The organism is Streptomyces cellostaticus, from assembly GCF_001513965.1.
Taxonomy (GTDB): Bacteria; Actinomycetota; Actinomycetes; order Streptomycetales; family Streptomycetaceae; genus Streptomyces; species Streptomyces cellostaticus.
This window is the reverse complement of record NZ_KQ948028.1, coordinates 99677-115827: the sequence shown is the minus strand read 5'-3', so window position 1 is coordinate 115827 and position 16151 is coordinate 99677. Positions and strand designations below refer to the sequence as shown.

The window sequence follows — 16151 nt, the reverse complement described above, 5'->3', positions numbered from 1 at the left end:
CGCCGTGGAACCAGACTGCCTCCGCCGGGCCGGGCCCGCTGAGCGCTGTGGACGACCACCCACCTGTGGAAAACCCCGCCACCCCAATGAGTGACCCGCGTCAATGAGTGACCCGCGTCCCCCGATCCCCTCACCCACCCACCCCTGCTCTGCCTCTCTCCCCCCGGCCTGCCTCTCTCTCCCCCCCGGCCTGCCTTACCCCACCCCGGCCCCGGCTCCGGTCCGCGCCACTCGCCCGTACTGCTCCCGCACCTCCCGATACCGCAGCAGCTCCGCCGCCAGTGGATCGAGCACCCGGGCCCGGCCGCAGCCCGCGGCCGCCTCCCGCAGTCGCCGTTCGGCGTCCAGGCCGTACCGCCGCGCCGGGCCCCGGGCCGCCATCCGGCAGCCCCACTCCACCAGCGGCCCGCCGACGATCCCGCACATCATCAGCAGCACCGGCACCCCCAGGTTGGGCGCCATGACACCGGCGATCTGGCCCGCCAGCCACGCACCGCCCACCATCTGCAGCAGGGTCATGGCCGCCTGGACCAGCACGGCGGCCGGCCACCACCCCGGCCGGGGCGGCCGGCCCGGGGGCAGCCCGGCCCGCGCCGCCAGCTCGTCCAGCGCCTCGGACAGCCCCTGGGAGCCGCGTACGGCCGCCTCGCGCACCGCCTGCGCCCACGGCGTGGGCAGACCGGCCGAGGCCCGGTCGGACACCGTACGGACCGCCTGCTCGACCCGCTGGCGGGCCGTGGCCTCCTCGTCGGCCTGCGGGCGTACCGGGATCCGGCCGGTCGTGTGTTCGCCGCGGCCCTGGTACCAGCGCCACAGCCGCAGCCAGGGAGTGCCACAGGCACGGTTGGCATTGCGCAGCCAGGCGCGTTCGGCGGCCTCGCCGGCCGCGGTGGCGCCCACCGCATCCGCGAGCCGGGCGGCGAACTCCTCCCGTGCCTCCTCGCTGAGGCCGACGCGCCGGCCGGTGGCGTAGACGGGCCGCAGCCGGTCCGCCGCGGCGTCCAGGTCGGCCGCGACCCGGCGGGCCGGGGCGCCGCGCTCCGCCACGAAGTCGCCCAGTGACTCGCGCAGCTCACCGACGCCCTCGCCGGTGAGCGCGGAGAGCGCGAGCACGGTGGCGCCCGGTTCGCCGTACTCGCCGAGCGCCACGCCGTCCTCGTCCAGCAGCCGGCGCAGATCGTCCAGAACCTGGTCGGCGGCCTCCCCGGGCAGCCGGTCGATCTGGTTGAGGACGATGAACATGACCTCCGCGTGGCCGGCCATCGGCCGCAGATAGCGCTCGTGGAGGATGGCGTCGGCGTACTTCTCCGGGTCGACCACCCAGATGACCGCGTCGACCAGCTTCAGGATCCGGTCGACCTGTTCGCGGTGCTGCACGGCCGCCGAGTCGTGGTCGGGCAGGTCGACCAGGACGAGCCCGCGCAGCTGCGCCTCGGCCTCCGGGCCCTGCACCGGCCGGCGGCGCAGTCGGCCGGGGATGCCGAGCCGGTCGATCAGGCCCGCCGCGCCGTCGCTCCAGCTGCACGCGATCGGGGCCGCCGTGGTCGGGCGCCGTACGCCGGTCTCCGAAATGGCCACTCCGGCGAGCGCGTTGAACAGCTGCGACTTTCCGCTGCCGGTGGCGCCCGCGATGGCGACGACGGTGTGCTGCCCGGAGAGCTTGCGCCGGGCGGCCGCCTCGTCCAGGACGCGGCCCGCCTCGGAGAGGGTGCTGCTGTCCAGGCGGGTACGGGAGAGGCCGACGAGTTCGCGCAGGGCGTCCAGGCGGGAGCGGAGGGGGCCGTCGTAGGCCAGCCGTGCGGGTGTGCGGCTGCTGCCGGGACCGCGGATGGGCTTGTCGAGGGCGGAGGCGCTCGCGGCGGCCAGGGCGGCCGCGGTGCCCTCGGTCACGCGCCGGGCGATGAGCCCGTCGTCCCAGACCTCGACCAGGTCGGGATCGGCGTCCGGGCCGAGGACGGCCGCTCCGCCGTCGCCGGCCCTTCCCGCGTCCCCGATCCTCCCCGCATCCCCGGCTCTTCCCGTGTCCCCGGCCCTTCCGCTGCCTCCGGCCCTTCCCGCCTCCCCGGTCCTTCCCCCGTCCCCGGTCCTTCCCGCGTCCCCGGCCCCTCCTGCATCCCCGCCCCTTCCGCTGCCCCCGGCCCTACCGTTGCCCCTCGCCGTTCCGTTACCCCTCGGCGTTCCGCTACCCCTCGCCGTTCCGCCGTCCCCGGACGTCTCGCTGTCTTTGGGGCGGGCGCGTGAACCGCTCGCCGCGTCGGCGTCGGGGGCCGCCACGCGTGCGCGGCGCTCGCGGTCCGGGCTGTCCGCGCGCTCCTTGGGTACGCGCGCCTGCCGCTCCTGGTCCGGACCGTCCATGCGCTTCTTGGGCACACGCACGTGCCGCTCCTTGTCCGGACTGTCCACGCGTTCCTCGGGTACGCGCGCGTGCCGCCCGCCGTCCGTCCGCGTGTCCCGGCCCCCCGGCCGGGTGTCGGTGCCGGCCTCGGCAGCCTGGTCCGGGGACGGGCCGCTTCCGGGAACGCCCTCGCCGGAGCCGCCGTTCACCGGCCGGTGACGGTCGCCGGCCTCGCTCTCACCCCGGGGCCGTCCGTTCCTGCCGGCCGCAGAGCCGGGCTCCGCTGCCTTGGAGCCATCGCCCTGCTCGCTGTGTCCCATGGGGTTCGGATGGTTCCGGTGGTTCAGATGATTCAGGTGATCCATGTGATCGGTGTGGTCCGTGTGGTCGTGGTCGGCGACGGCGGTCACGGTCACCTCTCCTTCTGCAGTACGGACAGCGCGGCGATGATTTCGGCCTGGGGGTCGGCGTGGACGTCCAGGGCATCGAGCGGGGCGAGGCGCCGTTCGCGCTCGCGGTGCATGACGCGGTCGACGTGGTCGGTCAGCAGGCGTCCGGCCCGGTCGCGCAGCCGCAGCGCGCCGTGGGCGCCGATCCGCTGGGCGAGCCCCTCGCCCGCGGTGCGTGCCCGGCGCCCGCCCAGCAGCACGGTGGCGACCAGGGCGGCGACGGCATCGGAGTCGGGGCCGCCGTTGCGCTCGAGTTCCCTCACTTCGTCCTCGGCGTACTCCTCCAGCTCCCGCCGCCAGCGCCGCACCGCGAGCCCGATGCGGTGCTCGGCGTTCTCCAGGGAGGGATCCCGGTCGGCGAGCCCCGGAGCGTCCGCGGCGGGCTCGCGCCGCCAGGCCTCGTCGACGCGCTCGTCGGCCGCGGTGACGGAGCACAGCAACAGCGCGGCGAGACTCTCCACGAGCGCGTCCAGCAGTTCGCCCGCGGTGCAGTCGAGCGGGAAGGCCCGCCATCGCTTGAGGGCGTCCCCGGCGAGTACGGCCCCGGACTGCAGCCTGCTGCGCACGCGCGCGTACTCGCTGTCGTACGCGCTGTCGATGGCGGAGGTGAGCCGGAGCGCGGCCGCGTACTGGGCGGCGGCGGCGCTGGCCAGCTCGGGCAGGCGTGACTTCAGCGAGTCGAGGAGGCCGTGCGCCGTGCGGGCCATGACCTGCTGGCGGGCCGCCGAGTCCTGGGCGTGATGGACGAGCCAGGTCCGCAGGGCCGCCACGGCGCTGGCGGGCAGCAGACCGCCGCCCCAGGCCGACTCGGGCAGCTCAGGCACGGTGAAGCGGGGTACCTCGCCGAGTCCGGCCTTGGTGAGCAGGGCTGCGTACTGCCGGGAGACCTCCGAGACGACCTGGTGGGGCACGCGGTCGAGGACGCTCACCAGGGTGGCGTCGTACTCCTTGGCGGTGCGCAGGAGGTGCCAGGGGATGGCGTCGGCGTAGCGGGCCGCGGTGGTGACCATGACCCAGATGTCGGCGGCACAGATCAGTTCGGCGGCCAGGACACGGTTGTCGGCGATGAGGGAGTCGATGTCGGGGGCGTCGAGCAGGGCGAGCCCGCGCGGCAGGGTGTCGGCGGTCTCGACGCGCAGTACGCGCGCGGGGTCCTCGCCGGAGAGCAGGAGATCGTCGCCCACGTCCTGGTGGGGGACCCACACGCGGGTCAGGTCGGGCAGCACGCGCAGGCCGCTGAACCAGTGATGGTCTTCCGGATGGCAGACCAGGACCGGTGTACGGGTGGTCGGACGCAGCACGCCCGCCTCGCTGACCCGCCGTCCCACGAGGGAGTTCACGAGGGTCGACTTGCCGGCCCCGGTGGACCCGCCGACGACAGCCAGCAGCGGCGCTGCCGGCTCCCGCAGCCGGGGCACCAGGTAGTCGTCGAGCTGGGCGAGCAGTTCGTCGCGGTTGGCACGCGCGCGCGGAGCCCCTGCCAAGGGCAGCGGAAAGCGCGCGGCGGCGACACGGTCGCGCAGTTCGGAGAGCGCGTCGAGCAGCTGAGGCCGTACGTCCAAGGTCACCACATGCGAAGAATGCCTAATTTTAGGGTGATTATGAAGCATATGGACATCTCAGCGTGCCGATGGAGCACAACGGACGTAAGGGACGACTGGGGCGCGGGCACAGTCCAGGCATAACGAGTGCACAACACCCTGTGCGCAGGGCGCCCAAAAGCGGTGCGCGATTCGCACCTGCCTGCGATTATCAGGACCGCTTCACCGAACCTCCACATCGAGCCACGGAGGCGAAGCAGCCGGGTCGAGGAACGGGGAGCCTTATCCTTGTCCCGCACCAGGCCCCCGTAGCTCAGTGGATAGAGCAGGCGCCTTCTAAGCGCTTGGCCGCAGGTTCGAGTCCTGCCGGGGGCGCCATCCCTCGCCCTCCCCACCGGGAGGGCTTCTTGCTGCTCGGGGCCGACGACCCTGAGCAAGGGCAGACTCCGGGGCCGCAGGGCGACTTCCGACATCCACGACCGACACGGCGCGGGCGCGGATCGAACCCGTGAAGCCGTTGTCACGTCACACTCCAGCGCCGGCCCTCCGTCGACCAGTCTGCATCCGGACCATGCCGCTGCTGTCCAGGCAGGGCCTCAGTGGAATAGATTTCGGCCACTTTGAACACCGGATGCCCCCCGATATGGATGTACGAATTTCATATCAATCCGACACCTGGACATCAAAGCTCACCATAATGGTTCTTCGCTAAATGACATGATCTACTGCCCTTGATCGCCACCCGTGAATGAGCAAGTGCCATTCAGTCGGCGGCGACGGCAAGGTGGAGGAGGTCCGGTGCATGAGGACGGTAATCCGCGTCGCGGCGCTGATGATGGCCGGGACGGTGTCATTGGCCTGTCACGCACATGCCACCCTGCCGCACAGGAACAGTAAGGGATCGCGTCCGTCCGTCGCGGCCCCGGGGCCCGGCAGCGGGAGCCGGTCGGCCGACGGGATCGTGCAGGACAGCCTCACCCCGTCCGGCGCCCAGCCGGGGACCGCGGTGGCCGCCACGCTGAAGCTGCGCGCGTCCGCATGCATCACGGTCCGGAAGGTGGGCGTGGCCGTGCAGGACGGGCTGGACAACCGCCTGGACTACCCCGGCGCGGCCGAGAACGCACGGATCTGCCCCGGCGGCTTCGCCTTCACCACCCAGCCCCGCACCTTCCGCGCGGGCACCTACACCCAGTACGCCTATTACGAGGACGAGACCGGGTACCACCCGCTCGGAAAGACCAGGCTCCGGGTCGTCTCGACGGGCCGGAACGTGGAGCCGTCCACGGGGAGGAAACTCGCCTGGGCGGAGGACTTCAACGCACCCTTCACGTGGGGCAACCGCTGGACCCGCGAGGCCAGTTCCGCCTATGAATACGGCACCCACAATCCGAAGTACTACAAACTCGACTGGGTGAATCCCGGCAACGTGCGTATCGCCGACGGAATGGCGACTTTCACCGCCCGACCCGGCCGGCACACCCTGGAGAACGGTCTCCAGGCCTGGGAGACCGGGCTGATCACCACGGAAGGTTCCCGAGAGGGATTCCGGCTGCGGCCCGGCGACTACGTCGAGGCCCGGGTGAAGCTGCCCGCCACGGTCGGGGCCTGGCCGTCGGTGTGGACCTGGGTCGGCGACGGCCACGAGATCGACGTGTTCGAATACCATCCCGACGCCCCGGACCTGCTGGAAATGGCGAACCACGTCCGGGAAGCGGCCAATTACGACGTCATCGGTCCCCCGGGCAAGGAGGGCTGGATGCGTATCGGTGTGCTGCTGGGCACCCATTCCGCCGACTGGTACGTCAACGGCGCCCTGGTCTACCAGGACGGGCGCGGCGTGGACCCGAACTGGTCCGCTTACCTGAACGTCAATCTCTCGATTTCCGCGGGCACTCTCCACCCCGTTCCGAAGACGAAGGACCCGATCACCTTCAGCACCGACTACGTGCGCGTCTTCCGATGAGGCGGTGCCGCCAGGACCCGGAAGCCCCAGGCGGTGAGCCGTTCGAGGTGCGGGGTGCGCCCAACGGGTGTCCGAGGTCCGGGACACGACCCGGCCGACTTCGCATTTCCGACACAGTCGGCAAGTTCTCAGATAAATATATACAGCAATAGAGGTGCTCGCCCCGAAAACGAGAACCGGCCTGGTCGCTGTTCACGGTCCCACAGGCCCGGTGAATTCACATCGACAGCGCGATCCAGGTCTCCTGCCGCTGGTTCAGAATCTCTTTTCCGTGCCGTACGGCGGCGCCCGTGACCGTGCAACGGGGCCACGCCCACGAAATGCAGGGAGATCGACCCCATATGACTTCGGAAAGCGCCGCCCCCGCTCCGTACGGCCGCCGGGGAGCTGAGTGCCGGTGAGCGCCGCCCTCGCACCCGCCCCACCCCTGGCGCCGTCCCTGCCGGCGCTGCGCCGGGCCGCCCCCGTTCTGCCCGTCGTGGCGTTGATCGCCCTGATCGGGCTGCCCAAGGTGGGAGACGGCCGGGCCACGCCCGCCGACGCGGCCTGCGGCCTGCTGGTGCTCTGGGCCGTCGTACACACCGCACGCCTGGCCCGGCGTTCGCTGACCCGCGCGGCGGCCGTCGTCCTCGGGCTCCCGGTGATCGGCCTCGCGGTCGCCGCGACGGTCACCCCCGACTCGGGTGACGGCATCGTGGGACTGGTCCGCGACATCCAGGTGTTCGTGCTCGTCCCGGTCGCAGTGCTGCTGTTGCTGCGCGACCGCCGTGACATGCGGCTGGTGGCCTGGTCGGTGACCGGTCTCGCGGTGTGGGAGGGCGGGATCGGGGTGCACCAGTACCTGACCGGTACGGGCGCCGCGTACGACGGGGAGTTCGTGCGGGCGGTGGGCACGTTCGGGCCGACCGAAGTGATGGGCATGGCGACGGTCGTCGCGTCCGGGGTGGTGGCCGCCACGGGTCTCGCGCTCGGGTCCTCGTCCCAGCGGCAGCGGATCGTGGCCGCGGTGTGCGCACTGGTGCTCCTCGTGCCCCTCGTCATGTCCTTCAGCCGGGGTGCCTGGATCGCCACGGTCGCGGCCTGCGGAGCACAGCTGCTGCTGGCGGGGGTGCGGCGCGCGGTGATGGTGTTCCTGGCGGCGGCCGCGGCCGGTGTGGTGCTGGTCGGCGGGCTGGGCGTGGGCACGGCGCTGCTGCAGGAGCGGCTGGGCAGCATCACGCAGGTCGCCGACGCCCCGGACCAGTCGGTCCTCGACCGGTACGCGCTGTGGTCGGCCGCGGTCGGCATGTGGCGGGACCAGCCGCTGACCGGTGTGGGGCTGAAGGCCTTCCCCGAGTACCGGGACAGCCACGCCCCGCTCTCGCTGCAGTCGGCCTCCGACACGGACGGAGCCGGCCACGGCTTCTACCGCGAGCCCTTCCTCTCCCCGCACAACATGTACCTGGAGGTCCTGAGCGAGCAGGGCCTGCTGGGCCTGGTGACGGTGGCGGGCAGCTGGCTGGCCCTGCTGGTGGGCGGGCTCGGCAGACTGCTGCGCACCCGCACGGCCCAACACGGCCAGGACTGCGCGCTCGTCGGCTGTGGCCTGCTCCTGTGGCAGCTCATGGACTTCGTGTACTCCGACGTCGGCGGAGGCTCCGCCGCGCTGGTGGCCCTGGACTTCGGACTCGCGGCCTGGTGGGCGCTGGCCCGCGACGCAGCGCCGGCCACGACCGTGCCGCCGGAAGAGAGCCCGCGATGAGGCCCACGCCGACGACGCACCACACGCCCGGGCACACGGCGATCACTCCGGTCACGCCCGACGACTCGACGTCGGCCGGTCCCGAGCCGGCCGGCCTGCCCGATGCCGGGCAGGAGCACGCCCCGGGAAGAGGCCGGGCCACCGCTCGTGCCGCGGACACCGCGCCCACATCGGCCCCCTCGGGCCGCGTCCTCGCGAAGGCGACCCTGCTCACCTCCGTGCTGTCCATGGCCGGGGCGCTGCTCGGGCTCGTCAGGGATCAGTCCCTGGCCCACTTCTTCGGGGCGAGCGGGGAGACCGACGCCCTCCTGGTGGCCTGGACCCTGCCCGAGCTGGCCGGGTCGCTGCTGATCGAGGACGGGATGGTGATCGCGCTGGTCCCGGCGTTCAGCGTGGCGCTGGCCCGACGGGCGCAGGGGGTCACCTCACCCGACCCGGTGCGGGCGCTGATCGCCGCCTCGCTGCCACGGCTGGGCCTCGCTCTCGCCGCCATGGCCGCGGTGTTCATCGCCGCGGCGCCGCCGCTGGTCTCCGTCCTCGCGCCGGGCCTGCCCGATCCGTCCCTCGCCGTGGACTGCACCCGCATGACCGCGACCTGCGTGCTGACCTTCGGACTGGCCGGGTACTGCAGCGCGGCGCTGCGGGCGCACCGCTCGTACCTCCCACCCGCGACGATCTCCCTCGCGTCCAACACCGCGATCATCGTCACGATGTTCGTCCTCGGCGGGCACTGGGGCGTGCGGTCCGCCGCATTCGGCGTCGCGCTCGGGGGGTGCCTCATGGTCGCCGTCCAGGCGCTCTCCCTGTGGCGCAGGATCTCCGACGGGCCCCGCAAGCCCGCGTCCGCGGAAGCCGGGGAGGAGCGCCGGCCGCTCGCGCTCGCCCTCGTCGGCGCGGTTCTCCTCTTCTCGCTGTGCCGCCATTCACAGGTCCTCGTCGAGCGCTACTTCGGCTCCGCGCTGCCGAGCGGCTCCATCTCGCACCTCAACTACGCCCAGAAAGTCGGGCAGTTCCCCATGATGCTGGCGCTGATGCTGGCCATCGTGACCTATCCCGTGGTGGCGCAGGCCATCGCCCAGGGCGACCTGCGGCGGGCCCGGGAGCGCATCGAGCGGGACCTGGTGCTGGTGGCCTCCATCGCGCTGGCGGGCGCCGCCGCGATCGTGGTCTGTGCACCACAGATCGTCCAACTCCTCTTCCAGCGTGGCGCGTTCACCGCCGCGGACACCGCGTCGACCGCCGGCATCCTGCGGGTGTACACGCTCGGGCTGCTCGGTCACACGCTGGTGGGGGCGCTCATGCGGTCGTACTTCTCGGCGGGGCGCGCCACCTGGTACCCGGCGGGGGCGATGGCCGTGGGCATGGTCGCCACCGCCGGCATCGACGCCTGGAGCGCGGACCACTGGGGCGCACGCGGCATCGCCGCCGGCAACGCGGCCGGGATCACCCTGACCGCGCTGATCCTGTTGCACGGGCTGGGCTCGCACGGCGTGCCCGTGCGCGTTCGCCGGCTCGTCGGCGAACTGGCCAAGCCCCCCGTAGCGGCCGTGTGCGCAGCCGGAGCGGGGTTCGTCTGCACGCGGGCGTTCACCTCGCCGCCGGCCGCGGTCGCCGCGGGCGGTGTGAGTGTGACCGCCGTCTTCCTGCTGCTGGCGTGGGTCCTCGACGCGGCAGATGCCCGGGCGCTGATGCGCTCCGCCTCACTCACCGTCCGACGCTCCCTCACACGAAAGCTGCGCCATGGTCGTTGACGCCTCGGTATCCCGTGACGCGGCCGCGCCGGCCGCACGAGGGCGTACCCGACGCGGCCCGAGCGCCTGGGTGGCCATGTACCACTCCGTCTCGGACTGCCGGCAGGACCCGCACGACATCACCGTCACCCCCGGCCGCCTCGACCGCCAGCTCGCCTGGCTGTGCGGCCGGGGCCTGCGCGGGGTGAGCGTGCGGGAACTGCTCGCGGCGCGTGCCCGAGGGGAGGAACGCGGCCTGGTCGGGCTCACCTTCGACGACGGTTACGCCGACTTCGTCACCGCCGCCCTGCCCGTGCTGCACCGCTGGCAGTGCACGGCCACCGTGTTCCTGGTGGCCGGGCGGCTCGGCGGCGAGAACGACTGGGAGACGTACGGACCGTGCAAGCCGCTGCTCGACGCGGACGGCGTCCGCCGGGCCGCGGCCTCGGGCATGGAGATCGCCTCGCACGGACTCACCCACACCGACCTCACCGGTCTCCCGGACGATCTGCTGCACGCCGAGGTCCACGAGAGCCGCACCCTCCTCGCCGGGATCACCGGTGGTGAGGTCGGGGGCTTCTGCTACCCGTACGGCACGGTCGACGAGCGCGTGCGAGCCGCCGTGCGCAGCGTGGGCTACCGGTACGCCTGCGCCATCGCCCCCGGCTCCGCAGCCGCCGGCGATCTCGCACTGCCCCGCATCCACATCAGGCAGGCCGACACCGCGGTGCATCTGGAACTGAAACGACGGCTGGCCCGTGCGTGGGGCCGCGCATTGGAGAAGACCGCATGAGAGTGCTACACATCATCACCGGCCTCAAGGCAGGGGGTGCCGAACAGCAGTTGCGCCAGCTGCTGCGCCACCTGCCGCCGGAGGCGGAGTGCGACGTGGTCACGCTGACCAGCCCCGGGCTGGTGGCCGACGGGCTGCGGGCCGACGGCGTCCGCGTCCGCCACCTCGGCATGAGCGGCAACCGCGACCTGCGCGCCCTGCCCCGTCTCGTCCGGCTGATCCGGGCCGGCGGCTACGACCTGGTGCACACCCATCTGTACCGGGCGTGCCTCTACGGACGGATCGCCGCACGCCTGGCGGGGGTGCGGGCGGTGGTGGCCAGCGAACACAGCCTGAACGACGCGGAGATGGAGGGCCGGCGACGGACCGCCGGTGTCCGCGCGCTGTACCTGCTCGGCGAGCGCCTCGGCCGCGTCACCGTCGCGGTGTCGCCGACGGTGGCCGAGGATCTGCGGGCCTGGGGGGTGCCGAGGTCGCGCATCCGCGTCATCCCGGTCGGCTTCGACCCGGCCCTGTTCCGGTTCGACGAGGTGCGCCGCAAGACGGCCAGGAACTTCTACGGGCTGCCGGAGGACGCGTACGTCGTCGGCGGCGTCGGCCGGCTGATTCCCGGCAAGCGCTTCGAAGTGCTCGTGCGCACGCTGCCGCACCTGCCCGCCGGCGCACGGCTGCTGCTGGCCGGCGACGGGCCCGAGAAGGAGGCGCTGTGGCGCACCGCCCGGGAACTCGGGGTCGCGGACCGGGTCGTGATGACGGGCGAGCGGCCGTACGTACCGGACCCCGGGGACGACGCGCCCGGCATGCCCGACCTGATGTCCGCGATGGACGTGCTGGCCGCCCCGTCGGCCATGGAGACCTACGGCATGGCCGTGGTGGAGGCACTCGCGGCCGGGCTCCCCGTGCTGTACACGGCCGCCCCGGCCGTCTCGGACCTGCCCGCCGACGCGGTACCGACCGCCTGGCACGTCCCGTGCAGTGCCGAGCAGTACGGGCGGGAGCTGCTGCGCCTGTACGCGGCGCATCCCGGCGAGCGGACCGTCCCGGATGTCGTACAGCGCAACAGCATCCAGAACATCGCCCGGCAGACGATGGATCTGTATGCGGCAGTCCTTTCCGACGCGCCCCTGGAAGTGAGGCCCCGATGACGACCGACACCTCCCCCCAGACCGCACGACGTCGCCTCCTGGCTCTCGTGCGCGCCGTGCGGCTGCCTGCGCGCTGGCTGCTGCCGGCCGGGGTACTGCTCGGCGCCGCGGCCGGAGGCGTGTACGGCACGGTGCAGACCCCGCAGTACACGGCCACGAGCTATGTCATGGCCGTACCGGTCAACCAGCAGTTCGACTCCCAGACGGCGCTGGGCTTCGCGCAGGCGTACGGCCGCGTCGCCACGCAGCTCGCGGTGCTCGGGGACGCGCAGGTGTGGGCGGGCGTTCCGGTCGGGACGCTGCGCACGAGCGTACGGTCCGCGACCTCGCCCGACGCGCCGATGGTCTCGATCTCGGCGACCTCCCCGCGCCCCGCCCAGGCCGCCGACATCGCCAACGCCGTGGCCCGCTCGCTGACCGAGCACGCCGGACACGCCGCCCGCGACACCGGCATCAGGCTGGTGAACTTCTCCCACGCCCTCAAGCCCGCCCAGCCCTCGTCCGCGTCCCGCAAGCTCACCACGCTCGTGGGCGCCAGCATGGGAGGCCTGCTGGGCGGCCTGGCGCTGCTGGTCCGGCCGCGGCGGAGCACGGACGACGCCGATACGGCCCGCGCGTCGGTGCCGGCTCCGGCTCACGCCGGTGATGTGCAGGAGCAGGTGGGATGACCGCGTCGGGCGGCCCGCTGTCGGTCCAGATGTGCACCGACGAGCGCATGTTCGCCGGGCTGGCCGAGGAGTGGGCGCGCCTGCACCGGGCGTGTCCGGCGGCGACGCCGTTCCAGAGCTTCGCCTGGGTGCACTCGTGGTGGCTGTCCTACGGCAGGCCGGGCAGGCTGCGGCTGGTCCTGGTGCGCAGGCGGGGAACGCTGGTGGCCGTCGCCCCGCTCATGCGCGTGTCCTACCCGCTGCCCGCCCTGGTGCCGATCGGCGGCGCCATCACCGACTTCTGCGACGTGCTCCTCGACGAGCAGGCGGCCGGGCAGGGCGCGCTGGCGCTGGCGGACGCCCTGCACGACGAGGCCCGCGCCGCGCTGATCGACTTCCGCGAGGTGCGGCCGGGCGCCGCGGTGGAGCGGGTCTACCGCTGCTGGCGCGGCCCGCGTCACCGGCTGCGCGACTCCGAGTGCCTGGAACTGCCCGCCGCTCCCATGGACGATCTGCTCGGGCGGCTGCCGAAGGCGCGCTCCCAGCGGATCCGCAACAAGCTGAACAAGCTCACCAGGCTCGGCGTCGAGTCGCGTGCAGTGGGCCCCGAGGAGACTGCGTCGTCGTTGCGGCGCATGCTGGAGCTGCACCAACTGCAATGGCAGGACAGAGGTGTGACGCCGGAGCATCTGCGGCCGCGCTTCCTCGACCACCTGGTCCGGTCGACCGTCCCCATGGCCCGCTCCGGCGAGGCGCTGGTGCGGGAGTACCGGCTGGAGGACGAGGTCGTGGCGGTCGATCTGACGCTGCTGTCCCGTCAGTTGGCGGGCGTCTACCTGTACGGCGTCCATCCGCTGCTGCGGGAGCGCAAGGCAGACGTGGCGACGATGGTGGTGCGCGCGTCGGCCGAGTACCTCGCCGCCGGTGAGCACCGGGTGCTGAGCCTGTTGCGCGGCAACGAGCCGTACAAGTACCGCTGGCACCCTCAGTCCGTGGTCAACCAGCGCCTTCTGCTGGCCCGTCGCCGCACCGCGCCGCTGCTGGCGGCCGCCGCCGGCGAGGCGGCCGCGCGCGACCGGGCCAAGGAGATCCTGCGCAGTCGGGCACGGTCGCGAAGCGGCGCCGGCAACGAGAACCACCGTGGTGCCGAGGGAGCCTGACGAACTCCGCACATCCGTGACCGACTTCGGAATTTCATGACGGGCCGTCCGGGCATCAGCCGGGACGGCCCTTTGGCTGACAATATGAATCACTGCCGCGTCGATCCCCCTTGGCGGACTCCACTTCCGTGTATATATGAATTCGCCGCCCGCACCGAATTTCCTGACCGAGAGAGTGGCGGTCATTTCACTGCCGGTCACCCGAGCAAAGATCAGGAAACGGAGCGTCCCGACAGATGTCCGCTGACACCCCACGCCCACGGATCTCCTTCATCGGCACCGGATATCTCGGCACCACCTACGCTGCCTGTTTCGCCGACCTCGGATACGACGTGATCGGCTACGACAACGACATCGCGAAGGCCGCGCGGCTCGCCTCCGGCGCCCTGCCCTTCCATGAACCGGGGCTGGATACACTGCTACGCCGCAATATCGCGGCCGGCCGGCTCTCCTTCACTTCCGACATCGACGAGACAGCCCGCTTCGCGGACATCCACTTCATCTGCGTCGGCACACCCCAAAGACCCGATGGCCTCGGGGCCGACCTCGGTCACGTCGAGACCGCGGTGACCGCGCTCGCCCGCCATCTGCACCGGGACGCGCTCATCGTCGGCAAGTCGACGGTCCCCGTGGGCACCGCCGAACACCTCGAGCGACTGGCCCGGGAACACGCCCCCGCCGGCCTCGCGGTCGACGTGTCCTGGAGCCCCGAGTTCCTCCAGGAGGGACGTGCGGTAGAGGACGTCCTGCGCCCCAGCCGGATCGTGTTCGGCGTACGCGACGAGAGCGTACTGGCACGGCTGCACGCCGCCCACGAGGGCCTGTACCGGCTCGCCGAACAGGAAGCGCGTGAACTCCCGCTCCTGGTCACGGACTTTGCCACCGCCGAGCTGGTGAAGGTCGCGGCCAACTCCTTCCTCGCCACCAAGATCTCCTTCATCAACGCCATGGCCGAGGTGTGCGGGGCGGCGGGCGGCGACATCACCGAACTCGCTAAGGCCCTGGGCCACGACCCCCGTATCGGTCCGGCCTTCCTGCGCGCCGGTGTGGGGTTCGGCGGCGGCTGCCTGGGCAAGGACATCAGGGCCTTCCAGCACCGGGCGCGCGAACTCGGTGCCGACGGCGCGGCGCAGCTGCTGCACGAGGTCGACCTGATCAACCAGCGCAGCCGGGCCAGGACCGTCGAGCTCGCCACCGCCATGCTCGGCGGCACCCCCGGCGACCCCCGCCCCGATCTGAGCGGCCGCACCGTCGCCGTACTCGGCGCGACCTTCAAACCGGACTCCGACGACGTCCGCGACTCGCCCGCGCTCGCCGTGGCCTCGGCCCTGCGCACGGCCGGTGCGCGGGTGCGCGTCTACGACCCCATGGGCACGGACAACGCCAGACGCGCCGAACCCCTGCTCGACTACGCCGAGGACCTGGAGGCCGCCGCGACCGGGGCCGACCTGGTCTGCGTCCTCACGGAGTGGGCCGAGTTCCGGGACGCGGACCCCGTCGTCCTGGGCAAGGTCGTCTCCGCCCCCCGGGTGCTCGACGGGCGCAACTGCCTCGACCCCGCCGCCTGGCGTCAGGCCGGCTGGACCTACCGGGCCCTCGGCCGCGGCACCGGACACCGGATCCGCACCGGCACCGTCCACGCGCCCGCCGGCGAGCCCCGGCTGGAGTCCGTCCACCACGAGGAGATGGCTCATGTCTGACGATCGCGACGGCCTCACCCTCGTCACCGGGGGCGCCGGCTTCATCGGCAGCCATCTGATCCGCAGGCTCCTCACCCAGGCGCCCGGCATCCGCATCGTCTCCCTCGACAACTACTTCACCGGCAGCCGCGACAACCACGTCCAGGACGACCGGGTCCGGTACCTGGAAGGCAGCACCGCCGACATCGCCAAGATCTGGGCCGGACACGGCCTCGGCCGCATCGGCACGATCCACCACCTCGGCGAGTACTCCCGCATCCCCCAGTCCTTCGACGAGCCCGACCGGGTGTGGGAGTTCAACCTTCTCGGCACCAAGGAGGTCGTCTCGCTGTGCCAGGAACACGAGGCCCGCCTGGTCTATGCCGCCTCCAGCTCCAAGTTCGGCAACGGCGGCCGCGACGAGCACCTCAACCCGTATGCCTGGACCAAGGCGAAGAACGTCGAGTACCTGCGCAACTACGGCGACTGGTTCGGGCTCGACTACGTCATCACGTACTTCTACAACGTCTACGGCCCGGGCCAGATCTCGACCGGTACCTACGCCACCGTGATCGGCATCTTCGAGGAGCAGTACCGCGCCGGGCGGCCGCTCACCGTGGTCGAGCCCGGCACGCAGAGCCGGGACTTCACACACGTCGACGACATCGTCGAGGGCATTCTCCTCTGCGCGGCCGAGGGATCCGGCGACGGATACCTGCTGGGCCGGGGCGAGGAGCACCGGGTGATCGACGTGGCCCGGATGTTCGGCGGCCCGATCGAGATGGTGCCCGCCCGCCGGGGCGAACGGCCCCGGGGCCGGGCCGACAACTCCAGGGCACGGGCCCTGGGCTGGGCACCCCGGATCGCCCTCGGCGACTACATCGCGGAGTTCCGCGCGGGTGCGGGCACGGGCGCACCTACGAGCGTGATCCGACCCGCCTGCGTATGAGACGGGTTGCTCGCTCCGG

11 protein-coding genes and 1 tRNA gene are annotated in these 16151 nt (G+C 72.3%); 10 read left to right on the top strand and 2 right to left on the bottom strand.

Annotated elements, in window-relative coordinates; genetic code table 11:
- Positions 1–195: 195 nt before the first annotated feature.
- Together AQI88_RS25275 and AQI88_RS25270 are read right to left on the bottom strand one after the other, a co-directional pair.
- Positions 196–2751 carry a GTPase gene (locus tag AQI88_RS25275; protein WP_425264578.1) on the bottom strand — a complete coding sequence of 852 codons (2556 nt, stop codon included), beginning with the start codon at positions 2749–2751 and terminating at the stop codon, positions 196–198.
- Positions 2748–4355, bottom strand: a complete 1608-nt coding sequence (locus AQI88_RS25270; protein ID WP_067003378.1) for a dynamin family protein — start codon at positions 4353–4355, stop codon at positions 2748–2750. Before AQI88_RS25270 ends, AQI88_RS25275 begins: the two co-directional genes overlap by 4 nt.
- A 272-nt stretch (positions 4356–4627) precedes the next feature.
- Here AQI88_RS25270 and AQI88_RS25265 point away from each other — a divergent pair.
- The 10 genes from AQI88_RS25265 to AQI88_RS25220 all read left to right on the top strand — a co-directional run bounded on the left by AQI88_RS25265 (position 4628) and on the right by AQI88_RS25220 (position 16132).
- Positions 4628–4703 (top strand) — tRNA-Arg (locus AQI88_RS25265).
- A 424-nt stretch (positions 4704–5127) separates the two neighbouring features.
- Complete coding sequence (locus AQI88_RS45170) at positions 5128–6288, top strand: glycoside hydrolase family 16 protein (RefSeq protein WP_244184300.1); 1161 nt, start codon at positions 5128–5130, stop codon at positions 6286–6288.
- 397 nt (positions 6289–6685) lie between these two features.
- The gene (locus AQI88_RS25255; protein WP_079057796.1) at positions 6686–8029 is read left to right on the top strand and encodes an O-antigen ligase family protein; all 1344 of its coding nucleotides are present in this window, start codon (positions 6686–6688) and stop codon (positions 8027–8029) included.
- Positions 8026–9780 carry a murein biosynthesis integral membrane protein MurJ gene (gene murJ, locus AQI88_RS25250; RefSeq protein ID WP_079057782.1) on the top strand — a complete coding sequence of 585 codons (1755 nt, stop codon included), beginning with the start codon at positions 8026–8028 and terminating at the stop codon, positions 9778–9780. The genes AQI88_RS25255 and murJ overlap by 4 nt, the downstream gene beginning before the upstream one ends.
- Positions 9770–10552, top strand: coding sequence for a polysaccharide deacetylase family protein (locus AQI88_RS25245; RefSeq protein ID WP_067003376.1), 783 nt, complete (start codon positions 9770–9772; stop codon positions 10550–10552). The genes murJ and AQI88_RS25245 overlap by 11 nt, the downstream gene beginning before the upstream one ends.
- Positions 10549–11697: a glycosyltransferase gene (locus AQI88_RS25240; RefSeq protein WP_067003373.1), complete on the top strand. Its 1149-nt coding sequence runs from the start codon at positions 10549–10551 to the stop codon at positions 11695–11697. The genes AQI88_RS25245 and AQI88_RS25240 overlap by 4 nt, the downstream gene beginning before the upstream one ends.
- Positions 11694–12365 carry a YveK family protein gene (locus tag AQI88_RS25235; protein ID WP_067003371.1) on the top strand — a complete coding sequence of 224 codons (672 nt, stop codon included), beginning with the start codon at positions 11694–11696 and terminating at the stop codon, positions 12363–12365. Before AQI88_RS25240 ends, AQI88_RS25235 begins: the two co-directional genes overlap by 4 nt.
- Positions 12362–13504 (top strand): GNAT family N-acetyltransferase, encoded by a 1143-nt coding sequence (locus tag AQI88_RS25230; RefSeq protein WP_067003369.1) that lies wholly within the window; start codon positions 12362–12364, stop codon positions 13502–13504. Before AQI88_RS25235 ends, AQI88_RS25230 begins: the two co-directional genes overlap by 4 nt.
- A gap of 236 nt (positions 13505–13740) precedes the next feature.
- The gene (locus AQI88_RS25225; protein WP_067003366.1) at positions 13741–15204 is read left to right on the top strand and encodes a UDP-glucose dehydrogenase family protein; all 1464 of its coding nucleotides are present in this window, start codon (positions 13741–13743) and stop codon (positions 15202–15204) included.
- On the top strand, positions 15197–16132 hold the full coding sequence (locus tag AQI88_RS25220; RefSeq protein WP_067003365.1) for an NAD-dependent epimerase/dehydratase family protein: 936 nt from the start codon (positions 15197–15199) through the stop codon (positions 16130–16132). Before AQI88_RS25225 ends, AQI88_RS25220 begins: the two co-directional genes overlap by 8 nt.
- Positions 16133–16151 lie beyond the last annotated feature (19 nt).

Coding starts and splice junctions, on each gene's coding strand:
- AQI88_RS45170 (WP_244184300.1), top strand. CDS start 5,128: ATGAGGACGGTAATCCGCGTCGCGGCGCTGATGATGGCCGGGACGGTG.
- murJ (WP_079057782.1), top strand. CDS start 8,026: ATGAGGCCCACGCCGACGACGCACCACACGCCCGGGCACACGGCGATC.
- AQI88_RS25245 (WP_067003376.1), top strand. CDS start 9,770: ATGGTCGTTGACGCCTCGGTATCCCGTGACGCGGCCGCGCCGGCCGCA.
- AQI88_RS25240 (WP_067003373.1), top strand. CDS start 10,549: ATGAGAGTGCTACACATCATCACCGGCCTCAAGGCAGGGGGTGCCGAA.
- AQI88_RS25235 (WP_067003371.1), top strand. CDS start 11,694: ATGACGACCGACACCTCCCCCCAGACCGCACGACGTCGCCTCCTGGCT.
- AQI88_RS25230 (WP_067003369.1), top strand. CDS start 12,362: ATGACCGCGTCGGGCGGCCCGCTGTCGGTCCAGATGTGCACCGACGAG.
- AQI88_RS25225 (WP_067003366.1), top strand. CDS start 13,741: ATGTCCGCTGACACCCCACGCCCACGGATCTCCTTCATCGGCACCGGA.
- AQI88_RS25220 (WP_067003365.1), top strand. CDS start 15,197: ATGTCTGACGATCGCGACGGCCTCACCCTCGTCACCGGGGGCGCCGGC.